Here is a 15,706-nt window from a genome sequence, read left to right as displayed (position 1 = left end):
CCAACGATTCGAGGGGGAACGGATGGGCTCGACCGGCTGGCGCACCCGCGCGGCGACGGATTTCACCTGCGAGAAGCGCCCGGCCACCGGCACGCGCGGCATGGTCGTCACCAACCATCCGCTGGCCTCGGCGGCCGGCGCGGAGATGCTGGCGGCCGGCGGCAACGCCATCGACGCCGCGATCGCGTCGCTGTTCGCGCTCACCGTGGTCGAGCCGATGATGGTCGGCATCTTCGGCGGCGGCATGGCCCATATCCGCCTCGCCGACGGGCGCCACACCGTGATCGACGGCCTCAGCACCGCGCCGCTGGCGGCGACGCCGACGACCTACCGCCCGGTGTCCGACACCATGCCCGACTACATGGAGACGGAAGGCCGCGAGAACTCGGTGGGTCCGAAAGCGGTCGCGTCGCCCGGCACCCTGAAGGGTTGGTGCGAGACGGTGGCGCGGTTCGGCCGCCTGCCGCTGGCCGACGTGATGGAACCGGCCATCCGACACGCGCGCCGCGGCTTCGCGGTCACGCGCTACCTCTCGGAATGCGTCGCGGAGGCCGCCGCCGACCTGGCCCGTGATCCGGAGATCGCGCGGCTCTATCTGCCCGGCGGCGCGCCCATCGCGCCCGGTGCGCGGCTGGTGCAGGGCGACTACGCCGCCACGCTCTCGACCATCGCCAAGGAAGGACCCGACGCGCTGTATGGCGGCGCGCTGGGCCGCGTCGTCGCCGACCATTTCGCGAAGGCCGGCGGCCTGATCGCGATGGCCGATCTGACGGGGTTCCGCACCATCGAGCGCGACGTCGTGCGCGGCGGCTACCGCGGCTTCGAGATCGTCGGCCCGCCGCCGCCCTCCTCCGGCGGCGTGCACGTCGTGCAGATGCTGAACATCCTCGAGGGATACGACGTCGCCGGCGCCGGCTTCGGCTCGGCCGACTCCCTGCACCTTCTGGCCGAGGCGCTGAAGATCGCGTTCGCCGACCGCGCCGCGGCGACCGCCGATCCGGCTTTCGTCAAGGTGCCGGTCGAACGCCTGCTGTCCAAGGCCTACGCCGGCGAGCGCCGCGCGAGGATCGACATGGCGCGCGCGCAGGCGTGGAGCGCCGCGGTGACACCGGGTGAATCGGCCAACACCACGCACGTGACGACGGCCGACTCCGAGGGCAACGTCGTCGCCAGCACGCAGACCATCAACAATCTGTTCGGCGCGCGCTTCATCGTGCCAGGCACCGGCATCGTGCCCAACAACTACATGAACCTGTTCGATCCGCATCCCGGCAGGACGCTCTCGATCGCGCCGGGCAAGCGCATCACCACGTCGCAGGCGCCGGTGATGGCGCTGCGCGACGGCAAGCCGGCCTACGCGCTCGGCCTTCCCGGCGGGTTGCGCATCTTCGGCTGCGCCATGCAGGCGCTGGTCAACCTGATCGACCACGGCATGTCGATCCAGGAGGCGGTCGAGGCGCCGCGCGTGTGGACGCAGGGCCAGGCGGTCGAGCTCGAGGCGGAGGTGCCGGAGGCCGTGCGCGCCGCGCTGCGCGCCCGCGGGCACGAGGTCGTGGCGCTGCCGCATGTCGGCGGCGGCATGAACGCGATCCAGTTCCACGACGACGGCGCGATGACCGGCGCCGCGTGCTGGCGCGCCGACGGCGCTGCCATCGGCATCGGCGGCGGCGAGGCCCGCGCCGGCACGCGCTTCTGGCCCGACCGCTCGCGCGCGGCCTGAGCGCGCCACGGACAACGGAGACCGCCAATGGAATACCGCCGCCTCGGCCGCTCCGGCCTCAAGGTCTCGCCGCTCTGCCTCGGCGTGATGATGTTCGGCGACCGCACCGACGACGCGGAGGCCGGGCGCATCGTGACGGCGGCGCGCGACGCCGGCGTGAACTTCATCGACACCGCCGACGCCTACGCGCGCGGCGAATCCGAGCGCGTGACCGGACGGTTGATCGCCGCCGACCGCACGCGCTGGGTGCTGGCGACCAAGGTCTCCAATCCGATGAGCGACGACATCAACGACCGCGGCGCGTCGCGGCGCTGGCTGCTGGCGGCGGCCGACGCCAGCCTGCGTCGGCTGGGCACCGATTACATCGACCTGTGGTACCTGCACCGCGACGACATCGAGACGCCGCTGGAGGAGACGGTCGGCGCGCTGGGCGACCTGATCCGCGCCGGCAAGATCCGGCATATCGGCCTGTCGAATTTCCGCGCCTGGCGCATCGCCGCCTTCGCCGCGATGTGCGACCGGCTGGGCGTGCCGCGGCCGATCGCCTGCCAGCCCTGCTACAACGCGATGGACCGCACGCCGGAGATCGAGCTGCTGCCGTGCTGCGAGGCGTTCGGACTCGGCGTCGTGCCCTACTCGCCGCTGGCGCGCGGCGTGCTGACGGCGAAATACGCCGAGGGCGCCGCGCCGCCGGCCGACACGCGCGCCGGCCGCAACGACAGGCGCATGCTGCAGACGGAGTTCCGCCCCGAATCGCTGGCGCTGGCGAAGCGCGTGGCGCAGCGCGCCGGCGCCCGCGGCATGACGGCGGGCCAGCTCGCGCTGAACTGGGTGCTGAACAGCGCCGTGATCACGTCGGTGATCGCGGGGCCGCGCACGCTCGCGCAATGGACCGACTATCTCGGCGCGCTCGACAAAGATTTCACCGCCGAGGACGAGGCGTTCTTCGATTCGCTGGTGCCGGCCGGCCATCCCTCGACCGCCGGCTACAGCGATCCGCAGTATCCCGTCGCCGGCCGCCGGCCGCGCGTCGGATAGCGCTGCCGCAACGATTTCCCCGCATCATCGACGGAGACAGGCCATGAACCGGCTCGACGGCAAGATCGCGTTCCTCTCGGGCGCCGCGCGCGGCATCGGCGGCGAGACCGCCAAGCTGATGGCGCAGGCCGGCGCCAGGATCGCCATCGGCGACATCCTCGACGAGCGCGGCCGCGCCACGGCGCGCGAGATCGAGGCCGCCGGCGGCGAGGCGATCTACGTCCATCTCGACGTCACCAGCGAGGCGGAGTGGAGCGCGGCCATCGACGCGACGGTGAAGCGCTTCGGCGGGCTCGACATCCTCGTCAACAACGCCGGCATGTTCCTCGGCAAGGACACCGAGGAGGCGACCTTGGCGGAGTGGCACAAGCTGTGCGGCGTCAACCTCACGGGCGTGTTTCTCGGCAGCAAGACCGCGCTGCCGGCGCTGAAGGAGCGCGCCAAGAGCAGCCCGCACGGCAGCGCCATCGTCAACCTCGCCTCGATGGCCGGCCTGGTCGGTTCGCAGCTCGATCCGCTCTACTCCATGACCAAGGGCGGCGTGACCCTGTTCACCAAGTCGACGGCGCTGGAGTACGCGCGCAAGGGCTACCGCGTGCGCGTCAACTCGATCCATCCCGGCGTCATCGAGACCGACATGGGCGCGCAGACCTTCGTGGCCCGCGCCCGCTACGCCGGCTCGAACGACGTCGACGCCGCGCGGAGCACGGCGCTGGCCAACCACCCCATCGGCCGGCTGGGCACGGCGATGGACATCGCCAAGGGCATCCTGTTCCTGGCGTCGGACGATTCGGCGTTCATGACCGGCGCCGGGCTGGTGGTCGACGGCGGCGCCACGCCGCAGTGAACGGGCCGCCGCGGCGTTCGCGGGGGACGCGATTTGACGGGTCCGCGCGGACGGGAATCGACATCTCCGGACGCGGAAAATGGGGCGGATTCGACGGTTCCGGCGCCGTCGACTCGGCCCGGAAGCCGGTTTGTATATTGTATTTTGTATACAATATACAAAATGGCCTGATTTGACGGAATCCGCGGAATTCGCTTTCGGTCCGCGGCTTGAGATCGGGCGTGTCGTTGCGACGACCACCCCCTGTCATCCCGAGCGTCAGCGAGGGATCCAGTGGCGGCGCCTAGATCCCTCGCTGCGCTCGGGATGACAGTACGGCGCGGCGACGCGGCGGGGCTAGGGATGACAGTGGGGCGTCGGATCGGCGGCAGCGCCGATCACGTCGAGAGGCCGCCACCAATCGGAGGAACCACCGATGCAGCACGACCGGGTCGCGATCGTCACGGGGGCGATGGGCGGGATGGGGGTGGCGTTCACGCGCAAGCTGCTGGACGACGGCTGGCGCGTGGCGGCGCTCGATCTCCAAGCCGCCATCGACGCCGCGCCACCGCTTCCACCGGCTCCCGCCGCGTCGCCCGGTCGGCCCGCGTCCGACCCCCGCCCGCCCGACGCCGCCGGCGCGCCCTCGACGGACACCGACCGCCTCGTGCGAATCGGCTGCGACGTCGCCGACTGGGACTCGGTGCGCCGGGCCGTCGACGCCGCCACCGCGCGGCTGGGCCGGGTCGACGCCGTGGTCAACGGCGCCGGCATCGTCGCCAACATCGCCTCGATCGCGAGGATGGACCCCGCCAAATGGGCGTGGGAGCTGTCGGTCAACCTCACCGGCCCGTTCCACCTGATCAAGGCAACGGCGCCGGCGATGGCCGAGGCGGGCTGGGGCCGCTTCGTGAACATCTCCTCGCAGGCCGCCCAGATGGGGCTGCGCTATCAATCCGCGTATTGCGCCAGCAAGGCCGGGCTGCTGGGGCTGATGCGCGTGGTGGTCGCGGAGTACGGCCACAAGGGCGTCACCTGCAACACGCTGCTGCCCGGCCTGATCGCGACGCCGAAGGTGCTGGGCATGCCCAAGGACATCCTCGACCGCGCCGTCGAGGGCATCCCCACCGGCCGGCCGGGCACGGTCGAGGAGATGGCCGAGGCGGCGGCGTTCCTGCTGTCCGACAAGGCCGCCTTCATCAACGGCGCGACCATCGACATCGACGGCGGCAAGCACGTGCAGATCGGGGATCTGACGCGGCGGCGGGAGACGCGATAGGGTTGGTGGGCCGCGCGGTGGGAGTGAGCGAAGAACCTCGACAACCGCGAAGAACTGGAGGCATCCATGGCGAAGTTGGCGATCGTCGCGACGATCAAGGTCGTCGCCCGCAAACGTGACGTGTACCTGAGGCACCTTTCAGCCCATGCCGAGCGCTGCCGGGCGACCGAGCCGGGCACGTTGCGCTTCGACATCATGCTGCCGCACAACGATGCGGACGCGGTCCTGCTGTACGAGGTCTATGAGAGCCCCGAGGCGTTCACGGCGCACGTCAACGGCGCATCGATGCGGCAGATCCGGGCGGATGCGACGGGATTGCAGGTGAGCATGGCCGGCACCCGCTGCGAGTTGGTGGAATAGCCACCCGCTCACTGTCGAGGAGATGGCCGAGGCGGCGGCGTTCCTGCTGTCCGACAAGGCCGCCTTCATCAACGGCGCGACCATCGACATCGACGGCGGCAAGCACGTGCAGATCGGGGATCTGACGAGGAGAAGGGAGGGGCGCTAAGACAACTCCGTCGCGACAGTCATCCACATTGAATGCGCGACCGGCTCGGACACTCAAGCGTTCTCTGTCGTCACGTCATGGCGGCCGGCGTTTTCCGAGCACGTAGCCGAAACATGTCGCCAACGATCTCTCTGACCACGCTCTCCGCTAACGCCCGGGTCCGGTAGTGTCGTCCTCGGAGCGCGTACCGACCGCCCCACGATCGACCGCCGATGGCGTGCCATGCATGGCGTCGGCAATCTTCCGGCGTACCACTTCGTGCACGACGAGCCCTTGCTGGACATAGATCCCCAAGCTGACGAGGTAGGAGATCATGGCGCTACGCCAAACAGTGGGGTCTCCCTCCGCAGACTTTCGAAAGAGCGCCTCTATCGTAGGACTGAGGCCGACGAGGAGGGGGAACACGACAACGAAAACGCCGGCGACTCCCAGAGCCAACTGCTGCCTTAGCGTGGGGTCGGTGTCCTTCCGCAGCGTTTTGCTCCAGATGCAGATGCCCATGAAATAGCATAGGACAGGTACGGCAATCGCGAACGCGATCCACTGCAAGCCCTGCGCATCGATGACGTTCATGGTCGATCACTCCACCTCGAAGAATCGTTCCTGTCGCTCCGGCAGTCGCCATCCCCGCTTCTCGCCATTCGACGCCCACCACTTCTCCGAGGCGCCGTTCGCAGCTGTTACCTCGATCTCGACCCACTCGTAGAACGTAAAGAAGGCGCTGACCTCCTTCCGGTCGACCACTTTCACCTTCGCGCCCTTCTCCAAAACCTTCGGCGATGGCCCCGATGGCCCAAGGACAAGACCTGAAGGCGGGGCGGGATAGAGCTTGATCTTGTCCATCGCCACGGCGGTGTCGCCGATCTTCAAAATGGCTGCGGGCTTCGGCCCCTCCGCAAGGGACCCATGGGAGTAAACGCAGATCGACAGCACCAGAGCAGCGGCGAACGTCCCCTTAGAAATGCCGCGTCGCGTCATCTCGCCCATTCTCATCGCAGCCTCCGAGGTCGTTGCGGGCCACGCCGCGAGACCATGAATGAAGGCCAACGTAACTTCACAATGGCAGTACCAATGTGAGGTCGATCACACTTGGCGCATCCCAAACGAAAAGGTTTGACGCAGGCAGAGCGGTCGAGGTGGCGGCGCTTCTTCTACTCGACGAGGCCACCTTCATGAACGGCGCGACTATTTACACCAACGGCGGTATGCTGCTGCAGAGCGCTGGTCTGCCACGGTAGAGGGCTGGGAGATAGAGGAGCGCGGACTGGCTCTTGCGCACTCTCACCATCGTCCCGATGCTAAGGAAGGCCGTCTCGTTCAATTAGCCAAGCTATACGCGTGGCTCAGAATTCCCGTTGGCGACCTCATTACTCTGTCAACATCAAAGCTGTAGCGATCTGCCAGAGGCCATGAAGTCGGAAACTTTACGAAGAATCCTCCTCCAATCCCGAGTTCGTAGCCGTCCGGTGAACCGCCGCCCTCCAGAGCGAGCAAGTCAGGTCCTGGGTCGAAATCCTGAACATGAAACTGCGCCGACAGGAGCGCAAGGAGTCCACAAATACTCTCGATCAGCGTGCCAAATGTCGCCTTCTGGAAATTGCCTTGTCGATCATGCTTCGAGGAATTGTAGCGCTGGTACCATACAAGCGGTCCACCAGTTCCCCACGCACGAAATGGCGTGTAATGAACCTTGCGTCCGGTCCAGGTTGCCACCTGAATCTCATACTCGGACAATCGGTGCGTCGCTTCAATCTTCTTGTAGTCTGCCACAGTAAGATTTTTCTCTTTCTCATAGCCGTTCTCACGTAGAATAGCTGTCCAATTCGCCTCGACTTCGATGCATACCCTCATCAACAGCCCATGAATACGATAGGAGTATGTATCGATATTCGCGTCAGCAGGTTCAACGAACTCGCAAAGATCTTGCAGATCTTTTAGCAAGATGGAGTATGCGCGAATGTAGTGAAGAGGATCGCTTGCGAACGCCGTGTGCTTGACGTATCGGCAGCTGCCGTACGTCCCATCCTGAAACGGTCTGATGGTTCGCTTGAACGGTCCGGTCATTGTTGCTGAACCTCAAAAGCTTTGGCGCCTGGCAAAGGTGCGAGACTAGAGGTTGCGCCCGCATTCTGGTGACCGAGGCTACCAAGATGCACTCGCTTCCAATGGAGCCTCGGAAGTAGTCAATCTATCAAACCTGTCCGCCAAACCCCGGCGCGTCGGGAAACGCCGCACGCAGTCCCGCGACCAGATCGTCTGTGATCGCCTCCAGCACGCGCTCGCCCTTGTAGGCCGTGGCACGCGTAGCGTCGCCCAGCGTGCCCGACGGCGCGAACTCGTCGGGATCGCCCTCGCCCGCCGTCCAGCTCAGCACCGTCGAGCGCGCGAAGCCCGGCGGCAGCGTGGCGCCGCGCGCGCCGGCATCCCCGGCGCCGACCGTCTCGCTCAGCCTGTCCATCCGCACCGCGCGCGGATCGAGCGCCAGCATCACCGAGGTCTCGCGCTCGTCGGCGTGGCCGCCCTCCTTGGCGTCGAGCAGCGCGTCGGCGCCGCGGCCGATGAAGCGTAGATGGGCGCAGACCACGCGCAGGCCGGTCGCCTTCCTGATCTCGCCCAGCGCGATGTTGACCGGCGCCTCGGTCGAGTAGCCGGTGTTGATCAGCGCGATGCGCCGCGCGCCCTGCGCCGCGAAGCCCTCGCACAGCTCGCGGAGCACGGCGATGAAGGTCGCCGCCGACAGCGACTGGCTGCCGGGATAGCGCGTGAAGGCGGGGTAGTGGCCGAACGGCACCAGCGGCGCGACCAGCACCGGCAGGCGCCCGGCGACGCGGCGGCCCAGCGCCAGCGCCGTGGTGGCGTCGGTGCGCAGCGGCAGATGCGGGCCGTGCGCCTTCGCCGCCGCGCCGATCGGTATCACGATGGGCGCGCCGGAATCGATCCGCGCCTTGGCCTCGACCCAGGTCAGGTCCTCGAGAATGTGTCCACGCATCGCCGGACGCTAGACCGAAGCGGCGGTGGAGGGAACGGGGTGGCGGCGCTCCCGCGCATACGCCCTCCCGCGCGAGGGACTAGGGTGTTCACACATCCCGGATCGCGCCGCATTTTCCCTCTCCGCCGCGCAGCGGGGGAGAGGGCGGGGCCCATGCGAAGCATGGGAGGGTGAGGTGGTCGCGGTATAGACGGCGACGTCGCTTTGAGAAGCGACGTGCATCGATATCGGACACCGGCATAGCCATCGCCACCCACCTCACCCTTCCCGCGCTATGCGCGGGCCCCTTCCCTCTCCCCCCGCAAGCGGGCGGAGAGGGAGCATGAGAGGGCGCGCGCGAAAGAAACGTCGCGACCGCGTCGGCGGGCGCGTCCGCTCCAACCGCCGCACCCTCACCGCACCAGCGGCGGCACCGCGACGGGCTTCCGGTCCGGCGGACCCATGACGATGCTCAGGCGGATGGCGGCTAGCGGGGCGGTGTCGTCGAAGGCGACGCCGTCGCCGTCGGCGCGCACGCCGAGGTCGCGCCAGAGCGCCGCGAGGTCGACGCGCCGCGACGCGCCGAGATGGCGCGCCACCATGCCGGCCATGACCGGCGCGCCCAGCGCCGCGTCGCAGGCCTCGACATAGGCGGCGAGCGGCCAGCGTTCCGTGGGCGCCAGGACGCCGCCCCGGTCGCGCGCGCCGCGCAGGCAATCCTCGATTCCCTTGGCGCCCGAGGTGGCGCGGCGGATCTCGATGTCGGTCAGCAGCAGGAACAGCGCGCCGCCCCAGTAGGGGCTGCCGCCGGCGAGGCCGGCGTCGAGCGCCGCGAGGCCGCGCGGCATGGAGTCGATCCATTCGCGCCACACCGACGCCTCCGTGCGCCAGCCGGCCCGCGCGCGCGTGATCGGCTCGACATAGGTGGCGGCGCCCTCCATCAGCCACGCGGCGCCGCGCAGGAACGGCATGCCGCTGTGCACGAACTCGTGCGGCAGCACCCAGTCGTCCTGCAGGTTGGCCGGCGTCGAGGCGCTCCCGACCTGGACGATCACGGTCATCCCCGCGCCGGGCACGGTGCGGCCGTAGCCGATTCCGCGCCGGCCGGCGGTCGGCAGCGCGACCAGCAGCATGCGCTCGACCGTGAAGCCGCCCCAGTAGCCGGCGGTCATCTCGGCGGTGCGGCGGGTCCACAGCGCCAGCTCGGCCGGCGTCACCGCCAGCGCGCCGTCGAGGATCGCGAGGTCGATATGGGCGGGCCGTCCGGCGCTCGTCGCGGGCGACGGCACGGGCACGCGCTGGAGCGCGACGCGGCCCAGCGCGGTGTAGCCGACGAAGCGCAGGGTCTGGCCGCGCACGCGCCACACGCCGGCGGTCTCCGGCAGGCCGGCGGCGAAGACATGGCCGGGCGCCGTGGCGATGGCGAGGTCGAGCGCCGGCACCGCCACGCCGGGCAGGCGCGGCTCCAGCAGCCATGTCGACGCCACCGCCGCCACGCCGCCGCCGCGCGCGACGGCCGACGCCACGCTGTCGACGCCGCGGGCCAGCGCGCCGACATCGAGGCGGTAGCGCAGGGTCGCGACGCCGTCGACCACTGACACGATCCAGGCGTCGCCGTCGCGCGGCACGGTGGTACCGCCGGCGTCCTTGATGTCGCCGAGGGCAGCGGCGGTCGCGGCGTGGCCGGCGATGAAGCGCACCTCGCGCGCATCGCCCGGGGCACGGCAGCGCCAGGCGACGTCGACCACCGGTCCCGGCGACGTACCCGCGCCCGGCCCGACCTCGATCCGCGCCACGCAATCGGCGGCCGATTCCCGCGCCGACGCCGACGTGGAGAGCGCCAGCGCGCCGAGCAGCGCCGACGCGGTGAACGCGCGCGGAGGAATGCGGAGCATCGCGCGAGCCTATCCGCTCCAGCCGCCGCCGCCCCCTCCCCTCACGCCGATGTGCGCGGTCGTGCTCGAAAACTCCCTCTCCCCCGCTTCGCGGCGGAGAGGGAAAAACCCACGCTCAACGCGGCGCGGCGGGCATGGGGACGGTGACGGGGCGCGGGGAGGCGGGCGCGGATGCGGGCGGCGTCGTGAACGCCGGCGGCGGCGTGAACGCCGGCGGCGTCGTTGAGGCAGGCGGCGTCGTGGAGGCGGGCGGCGGCGGGGGCGGCAGGGTGAGGGTGACGCGGCCGGGCGGCGGCGCCCGCATCGGCTCGGCGGGCGTCACCGACGCGACGCGCGCGGCGCGCAGGGCCTCGCGCTCCTCGGCCAGCCGGCGGCGCTCGTCCTCGGCGAGATGGATGTCGCGCTCGATCTCGCGCTCGACCCGCTCCAGTTTGGCGCGCTCGGCGACGAGGCGGTCGATGTCGGCGCCGATGGTCGAGGGCGGGCGCGTCTCGGCGTGGGCGACGTCGAGGCCCAGCTCGTGCTCGGCGGCGATCCAGCCGACGGCGCCGGCCATCGTCGCGCCGGCGAAGGCCAGCGTCACGACGGCGGCGCGCGCCAGCCGCGAGCGCGGCCGGGGCAGGAAGCGACTGGGCGCGGTGTCGACCAGCAGCGCGTCCATCGACGGCGCGCGCTGGTCGGGATCTGGCTGCAGCATCCACGCCAGCTCGCGGCGCAGCGGCGCCGGCACACCGGTCAGGTCGGGGATCCCGGCGCGCGCCTTGATGGCGGCGCCGAGGGTGCCGCCCATGTCGAGCGGCGCGCCGGCGGCGGCGGCGGCCAGCACGAGGCCCAGCGCGTAGACGTCGGCGCGGCCGTCGACCTCGCCGCCCCGCAGGCCGAGCTGCTCCGGCGCGGCGTAGCCCAGCTTGCCGGCGAAGCCGGCGCCGATCAGCGTGGCGCCGTTCTCGACCGACTGCCGGGCGATGCCGAAATCGATGATCTTGGCGTCGTCGATCCGGCCGCCCGGGAGGATGACGTTGTCGGGCGACAGGTCGCGGTGGACGATGCGCTCGGCGTGGGCGGCGGCCAGACCGCCGGCCAGACGCGCGCGCAGGCGGCGGACCTCGTCGACCGTCAGCGGCGGGCCGTCGAGCAGACGGCGGGCCAGCGACACGCCCTCGATGAACTCCATCACCAGCGCGAGCTGGCCGTGCGGATCCTCGAAGGCGCCCTCGTAGCGCACCACGGCGGGGTTGCCGATGCGGCGGAGCGCGGCGGCCTCGCGGCGGAACAGCTCGCGCAGGGCGGGATCGCGGGCGTACTCGCCGCGCACGACCTTCAGCGCCACCGTGGCGGAAGTGACGAGGTGGGTGGCCTGGTAGACGCGGCCCATGCCGCCCTCGGCGATGGCGCGCTCGATGCGGAAATTGTTGAAGATCACGTCGCCGGGCGCGTAGACGCCGGAATCGGGCGCCGCCGCGTCGGGGCGGGCGGCCACGACGGTCGGCAGATGGCCTGGGTTCGCGATCTCAGGTGAGATTTTAGTTTCCATATTATTTCTTTAAGAATCAATTGGTTATTTAAATATATGAAAGTACTATATCACATCATGCACGAGAGTCGAAGCGGCGTCCCGAGGCGTCGACGAAACGCCTCGCCAGGGCGCGCGCCGGAGTCGCGGCGATGATCGCGGTGGCCGGCCGGGCGCTCGGGTTCATGGGGCGCCGGGCGACGTTGTTCCTGCCGTGGTCGCTGGTGCTGGGGCTGGTGTTCCAGGACCTCGCCGCCGCCATGAAGCCGCTGGTGACGCCGTTCGTGGTGGTGCTGCTGGCGGTGTCGATGGCGCGCACCGACCGCGCCGCCTTCGCCGCCGTGCTGCGCCGGCCGTGGCTGCCGCTGGCGATGATCGCCACGGGGATGCTGCTGATCCCCCTGCTGGCGGCGCCGCTGCTGGGGGCGCTGCCGATCGCGCCGGGCCTCGGGCTGGCGCTGGCGTTGATGGCCTGCCTGCCGCCGCTGACCTCGATGCCGGCGGTCGCGGGGCTGCTGGGGCTGGACCGGGCGCGCTCGCTGTTCGTGGTGCTGGTCGGCACCGCCATCATGCCGCTGACCGTGCCGCCGCTGGCGCTGTGGCTGTTCGGGCTCGACCTCAAGATCGGCTTCGCGCCGTTCATGCTGCGGCTGGCGGGGCTGGTGGCGGCGGCGGCGGTGCTGGCGGCGGCGATCCGCCTGCTGGTGCTGGCGCCGCGCCCGTCGGCGGCGCCGATGGTCGACGGCGTCGCCGTGGTGGTGCTGATGCTGTTCGCGATCCCGATCATGGACGGGGTGACGGCGCGGATTCTCAACGAGCCGCTGCGCACCGGCGGCTTCGTGCTGGCGGGGTTCCTGGCGACCTTCGCCTACATGGCGGCGTCGACGGCGCTGTTCTGGCCGGCCGGGCGGGTGGCGGCCTGCACGGCGGGCTACGCGGCGGGCAGCCGCAACAACGCCCTGCTGCTGGCGGTGCTGCCGGCGACGGTCGATCCCGACTACTTCCTGTTCATCGCCGCCATCCAGTTCCCGATCTACCTCGTGCCCACGATCATGGCGCCGGTCTACCGGCGGCTGCTGGGGCGCGCGCGGGGTGACGGATCGGAATCGACGGGAGGCACGGCCTCCCGTCCGTCCCACCTGTCATCCCGAGCGCAGCGAGGGATCCAGGGACGCCTGGATCCTCGCTGCGCTCGGGATGACAACGGGGCTCGGGGCGACAGAAGGGGCTCGAAACGATGCGCGGGCCACGTCCGATCCGCGCTTTACCGCGCGGGCGGCCGCGGTCCACAGTGGCGCGGACACGAAACGCCGGCGGACACATGACCGAACTCCACGACCTCTCCGCGCTCGAGCTGTTGAAGGCCTACAAATCGCGCAAGCTGTCGCCGGTCGAGGTGGTCGACGACGTCGTCGCCCATATCGGGCGCTGGGAGCCCAGGCTGAACGCGCTCTACGCGCCGGATTTCGCCGCCGCGCGGCGCGAGGCGCGCAAATCGGAGGCGCGCTGGAAGAAGGGCAAGCCGGTCGGCCCGCTCGACGGCGTGCCGATCACGATCAAGGAGAACCTCGCCACCAAGGGCCTGCCGGTGCCGCTGGGCACGGCGGCGACGAGTCTGGTGCCGGCGGCCGCCGATGCGCCGCCCGCCGCCCGCGTGCGCGCGGCCGGCGCCATCATCCTGTCGAAGACCACGATGCCGGACTACGGCATGCTGTCGTCGGGCCTGTCGAGCTTCCATCCGCTGTCGCGCAACCCGTGGGATCTGAGCAAGAATCCCGGCGGCTCGAGCTCGGGCGCCGGCGCGGCGGCCGCCGCCGGCTACGGGCCGCTGCATCTCGGCACCGACATCGGCGGCTCGGTGCGGCTGCCGGCGGCGTGGTGCGGCATCTTCACGTTGAAGCCGAGCCTGGGCCGCGTGCCGATCGACCCGCCCTATGTCGGCCGCGTCGCCGGACCGATGACGCGCACCGTGGCCGACTCGGCGCTGCTGATGGGCGTGCTGTCGACGCCCGATCCGCGCGACTTCATGAGCCTGCCGCCGGCCGACATCGACTGGATGAAGCTCGACCGCCGGGTGAAGGGCCTGCGGATCGGCCTGCAGATGGAGGCGGGCTTCGGCCTGCCGGTCGATCCGGAGGTCGCCACGGCGGTGCGCGCCGCGGCGCGGGCCTTCGCCAAGGCCGGCGCGGTCGTCACGCCGATGAAGCCGTTCATGACGCGGGAGATCTTCGACGGGCTCGACGATTTCTGGCGCGCCCGCTCGTGGGACGACATCGTGCGCCTGCCGCCGGAGACGCGGGCCACGAAGATCCTGCCGTTCATCACGGCGTGGGCGCGCAAGGCCGTGGGCATGACGGCGCTGGACGTGATGCGCGGCTTCAACCGGGTGATGGAGATGCGCAAGCTGGCGGTCGCGGCGTCTCTGCCCTTCGACTACGTGCTGTCGCCGACCGCGCCGATCCCGGCCTATCCCGCCGAGCTGCCCTGCCCGACCAACGATTCCGCGCGGCCGCTGGAGCATATCGGCTTCACCGTGCCGTGGAACATGTCGGAGCAGCCCGCCGCCTCGATCAACTGCGGCCACACGAAATCGGGCCTGCCGGTCGGATTGCAGATCGTCGGCCGCCGCTTCGACGACATCGGCGTGCTGCGCGTGGCACGCTGGTACGAGCGCGCGCGACCCGCGCAGCGCCCGTGGCCGGCGCCGTGACAGGACGACCGTGGCGCCATACGGCCCCACCGTCATCCCGAGCCCCGCTGTCATCCCGAGCGCAGCGAGGGATCCAGGTGTCGACCCTGGATCCCTCGCTGCGCTCGGGATGACAGCGGGGGTCGGACGACCACCAGCGGCCCGCCCGCGAAGACCAACGCTACAGCAACTGCGCCGCCGCCAGGATCGTGAGGCCGCAGCCGATGCCGGCGGCGGCGCGGCCGGTGGTGGCGCACACCGCCAGGGCGGCGGCGACGGCGGCCACCGCCGGCCAACCGGAGAACGACGTCTCGGCGGCCATGCCCCAGACGACGCCGGGGATCAGCAGCGCCGGCAGCAACGCCGCCGGCAGCAGGTCGAGCGTGGTGTCGACGACGGGCGTGCGCGGCAGGAAGCGCCAGAAGAACGGCAGCGCCTTCATGGCGTAGAGCGCGACACCCAGCGCCAGCAGGACCAGCCACTCGTTCATCGCCGCCCCCGGCGGACCGCGTCGAACGCCATGACGGCGGCGACGGCGCAGACCGCCGCCGCCAGCGGGCCGAGGCGGTGCGGCAGCCCCGCCAGCGCGACGCCGGCGGCGCTGGCGAGGAGCCCGACAGCGAGGTGGCGCCGCTCCTTCGCCAGCCGCGCCAGGATCGGCGCCAGCACGATCGCGGGCACGGCGTAGACGTGCTTGAGCGGCGGCAGCTGCGCCGCCAGCAGCGCGCCCGCCGCGCAGGACGAAATCCACGCCGCGCCCAGCGTCATCCCGGCGCCCATCATGAAGCGCACGCGCTCGGCCGGGGGCTGGAGCAGCGCCAGCGCGAACGAGGTCTCGGTGAGCAGGTACGGCGCGAGGCAGCGCTCGATCCAGCCGCCGGAACGCGGCCACGTCGAGGCCACGGTGGCGTAGATCAGGTAGCGCACGTGCGTCAGCGCCACGATGGCGAGCAGCGACGCGAACGGCGCGCCGGCGGCCACGAGCTGGGCGTAGGCGAGCTGGGCGACGCCGGCGTACATCGCCAGCGGCGCCGCGAGGATGACCGGCAGCGACAGGCCCGACGGCGCCATCGCCGCGCCGGTCGCCAGCCCGAACAGCACCGCGCCGGCCACCATCGGCAAGGCGGCCCGCGCGCCGCGCCGCAGCGGTGAGGTCATGCCCGCGCCGTCCTCAACTGTCGTCCCCTCCCCCGCGACCGCGCCGTCGACGGGGCGCCTCCTACGCTCTACCCGAGGTCGGCGTCCGGCCGGAAGCGGACGTTGCGTGGCG

General features: G+C 70.8%; 16 protein-coding genes. 8 read left to right on the top strand and 8 right to left on the bottom strand.

What is annotated here, in order from left to right:
* Positions 1–22: 22 nt before the first annotated feature.
* The 6 genes from ggt (at position 23) to IPK81_20385 (ending at position 5,371) form a co-directional block, all read left to right on the top strand.
* Positions 23–1,720, top strand: a complete 1,698-nt coding sequence (ggt, locus tag IPK81_20410) for a gamma-glutamyltransferase (protein QQS11875.1) — start codon at positions 23–25, stop codon at positions 1,718–1,720.
* Positions 1,721–1,747: 27 nt separating this feature from the next.
* A complete protein-coding gene (locus tag IPK81_20405; GenBank protein QQS11874.1) occupies positions 1,748–2,758 on the top strand; it encodes an aldo/keto reductase in 1,011 nt (336 codons plus the stop codon).
* Between the two features lie 43 nt (positions 2,759–2,801).
* On the top strand, positions 2,802–3,605 hold the full coding sequence (locus tag IPK81_20400) for a glucose 1-dehydrogenase (GenBank protein QQS11873.1): 804 nt from the start codon (positions 2,802–2,804) through the stop codon (positions 3,603–3,605).
* A gap of 415 nt (positions 3,606–4,020) precedes the next feature.
* Positions 4,021–4,863 (top strand): SDR family oxidoreductase, encoded by an 843-nt coding sequence (locus IPK81_20395; protein ID QQS11872.1) that lies wholly within the window; start codon positions 4,021–4,023, stop codon positions 4,861–4,863.
* A gap of 66 nt (positions 4,864–4,929) precedes the next feature.
* Positions 4,930–5,223 (top strand): antibiotic biosynthesis monooxygenase, encoded by a 294-nt coding sequence (locus IPK81_20390; GenBank protein QQS11871.1) that lies wholly within the window; start codon positions 4,930–4,932, stop codon positions 5,221–5,223.
* A gap of 22 nt (positions 5,224–5,245) precedes the next feature.
* The gene (locus IPK81_20385; GenBank protein QQS11870.1) at positions 5,246–5,371 is read left to right on the top strand and encodes an SDR family oxidoreductase; all 126 of its coding nucleotides are present in this window, start codon (positions 5,246–5,248) and stop codon (positions 5,369–5,371) included.
* Between the two features lie 147 nt (positions 5,372–5,518).
* Here IPK81_20385 and IPK81_20380 read toward each other — a convergent pair whose 3' ends face one another.
* The 6 genes from IPK81_20380 to IPK81_20355 form a co-directional block, all read right to left on the bottom strand.
* A complete protein-coding gene (locus IPK81_20380) occupies positions 5,519–5,944 on the bottom strand; it encodes a hypothetical protein (GenBank protein ID QQS11869.1) in 426 nt (141 codons plus the stop codon).
* 6 nt (positions 5,945–5,950) lie between these two features.
* The gene (locus tag IPK81_20375) at positions 5,951–6,358 is read right to left on the bottom strand and encodes a hypothetical protein (protein QQS11868.1); all 408 of its coding nucleotides are present in this window, start codon (positions 6,356–6,358) and stop codon (positions 5,951–5,953) included.
* 330 nt (positions 6,359–6,688) lie between these two features.
* On the bottom strand, positions 6,689–7,435 hold the full coding sequence (locus tag IPK81_20370) for a hypothetical protein (protein ID QQS11867.1): 747 nt from the start codon (positions 7,433–7,435) through the stop codon (positions 6,689–6,691).
* A 127-nt stretch (positions 7,436–7,562) separates the two neighbouring features.
* Positions 7,563–8,360 (bottom strand): creatininase family protein, encoded by a 798-nt coding sequence (locus tag IPK81_20365; GenBank protein QQS11866.1) that lies wholly within the window; start codon positions 8,358–8,360, stop codon positions 7,563–7,565.
* A gap of 392 nt (positions 8,361–8,752) precedes the next feature.
* The gene (locus IPK81_20360) at positions 8,753–10,234 is read right to left on the bottom strand and encodes a hypothetical protein (protein ID QQS11865.1); all 1,482 of its coding nucleotides are present in this window, start codon (positions 10,232–10,234) and stop codon (positions 8,753–8,755) included.
* 115 nt (positions 10,235–10,349) lie between these two features.
* The gene (locus IPK81_20355; GenBank protein ID QQS11864.1) at positions 10,350–11,768 is read right to left on the bottom strand and encodes a serine/threonine protein kinase; all 1,419 of its coding nucleotides are present in this window, start codon (positions 11,766–11,768) and stop codon (positions 10,350–10,352) included.
* Positions 11,769–11,899: 131 nt separating this feature from the next.
* Here IPK81_20355 and IPK81_20350 point away from each other — a divergent pair, with 131 nt between their 5' ends.
* Entirely contained in the window at positions 11,900–13,072 is a 1,173-nt protein-coding gene (locus tag IPK81_20350) for a hypothetical protein (protein QQS11863.1), read from the top strand.
* Positions 13,069–14,457, top strand: coding sequence for an amidase (locus tag IPK81_20345; GenBank protein ID QQS11862.1), 1,389 nt, complete (start codon positions 13,069–13,071; stop codon positions 14,455–14,457). The genes IPK81_20350 and IPK81_20345 overlap by 4 nt, the downstream gene beginning before the upstream one ends.
* Positions 14,458–14,617: 160 nt before the next feature.
* Here the strand turns inward: IPK81_20345 and IPK81_20340 are convergent, their stop codons facing one another.
* A complete protein-coding gene (locus IPK81_20340; GenBank protein ID QQS11861.1) occupies positions 14,618–14,926 on the bottom strand; it encodes an AzlD domain-containing protein in 309 nt (102 codons plus the stop codon).
* The gene (locus IPK81_20335; protein QQS11860.1) at positions 14,923–15,594 is read right to left on the bottom strand and encodes an AzlC family ABC transporter permease; all 672 of its coding nucleotides are present in this window, start codon (positions 15,592–15,594) and stop codon (positions 14,923–14,925) included. Before IPK81_20335 ends, IPK81_20340 begins: the two co-directional genes overlap by 4 nt.
* Positions 15,595–15,706: the final 112 nt, after the last annotated feature.

It is taken from the genome of Rhodospirillales bacterium, from assembly GCA_016699855.1.
Taxonomy (GTDB): Bacteria; Pseudomonadota; Alphaproteobacteria; order Reyranellales; family Reyranellaceae.
The sequence above is the reverse complement of the archived record's forward strand: the minus strand, read 5'-3'. Positions and strand labels throughout refer to the sequence as shown.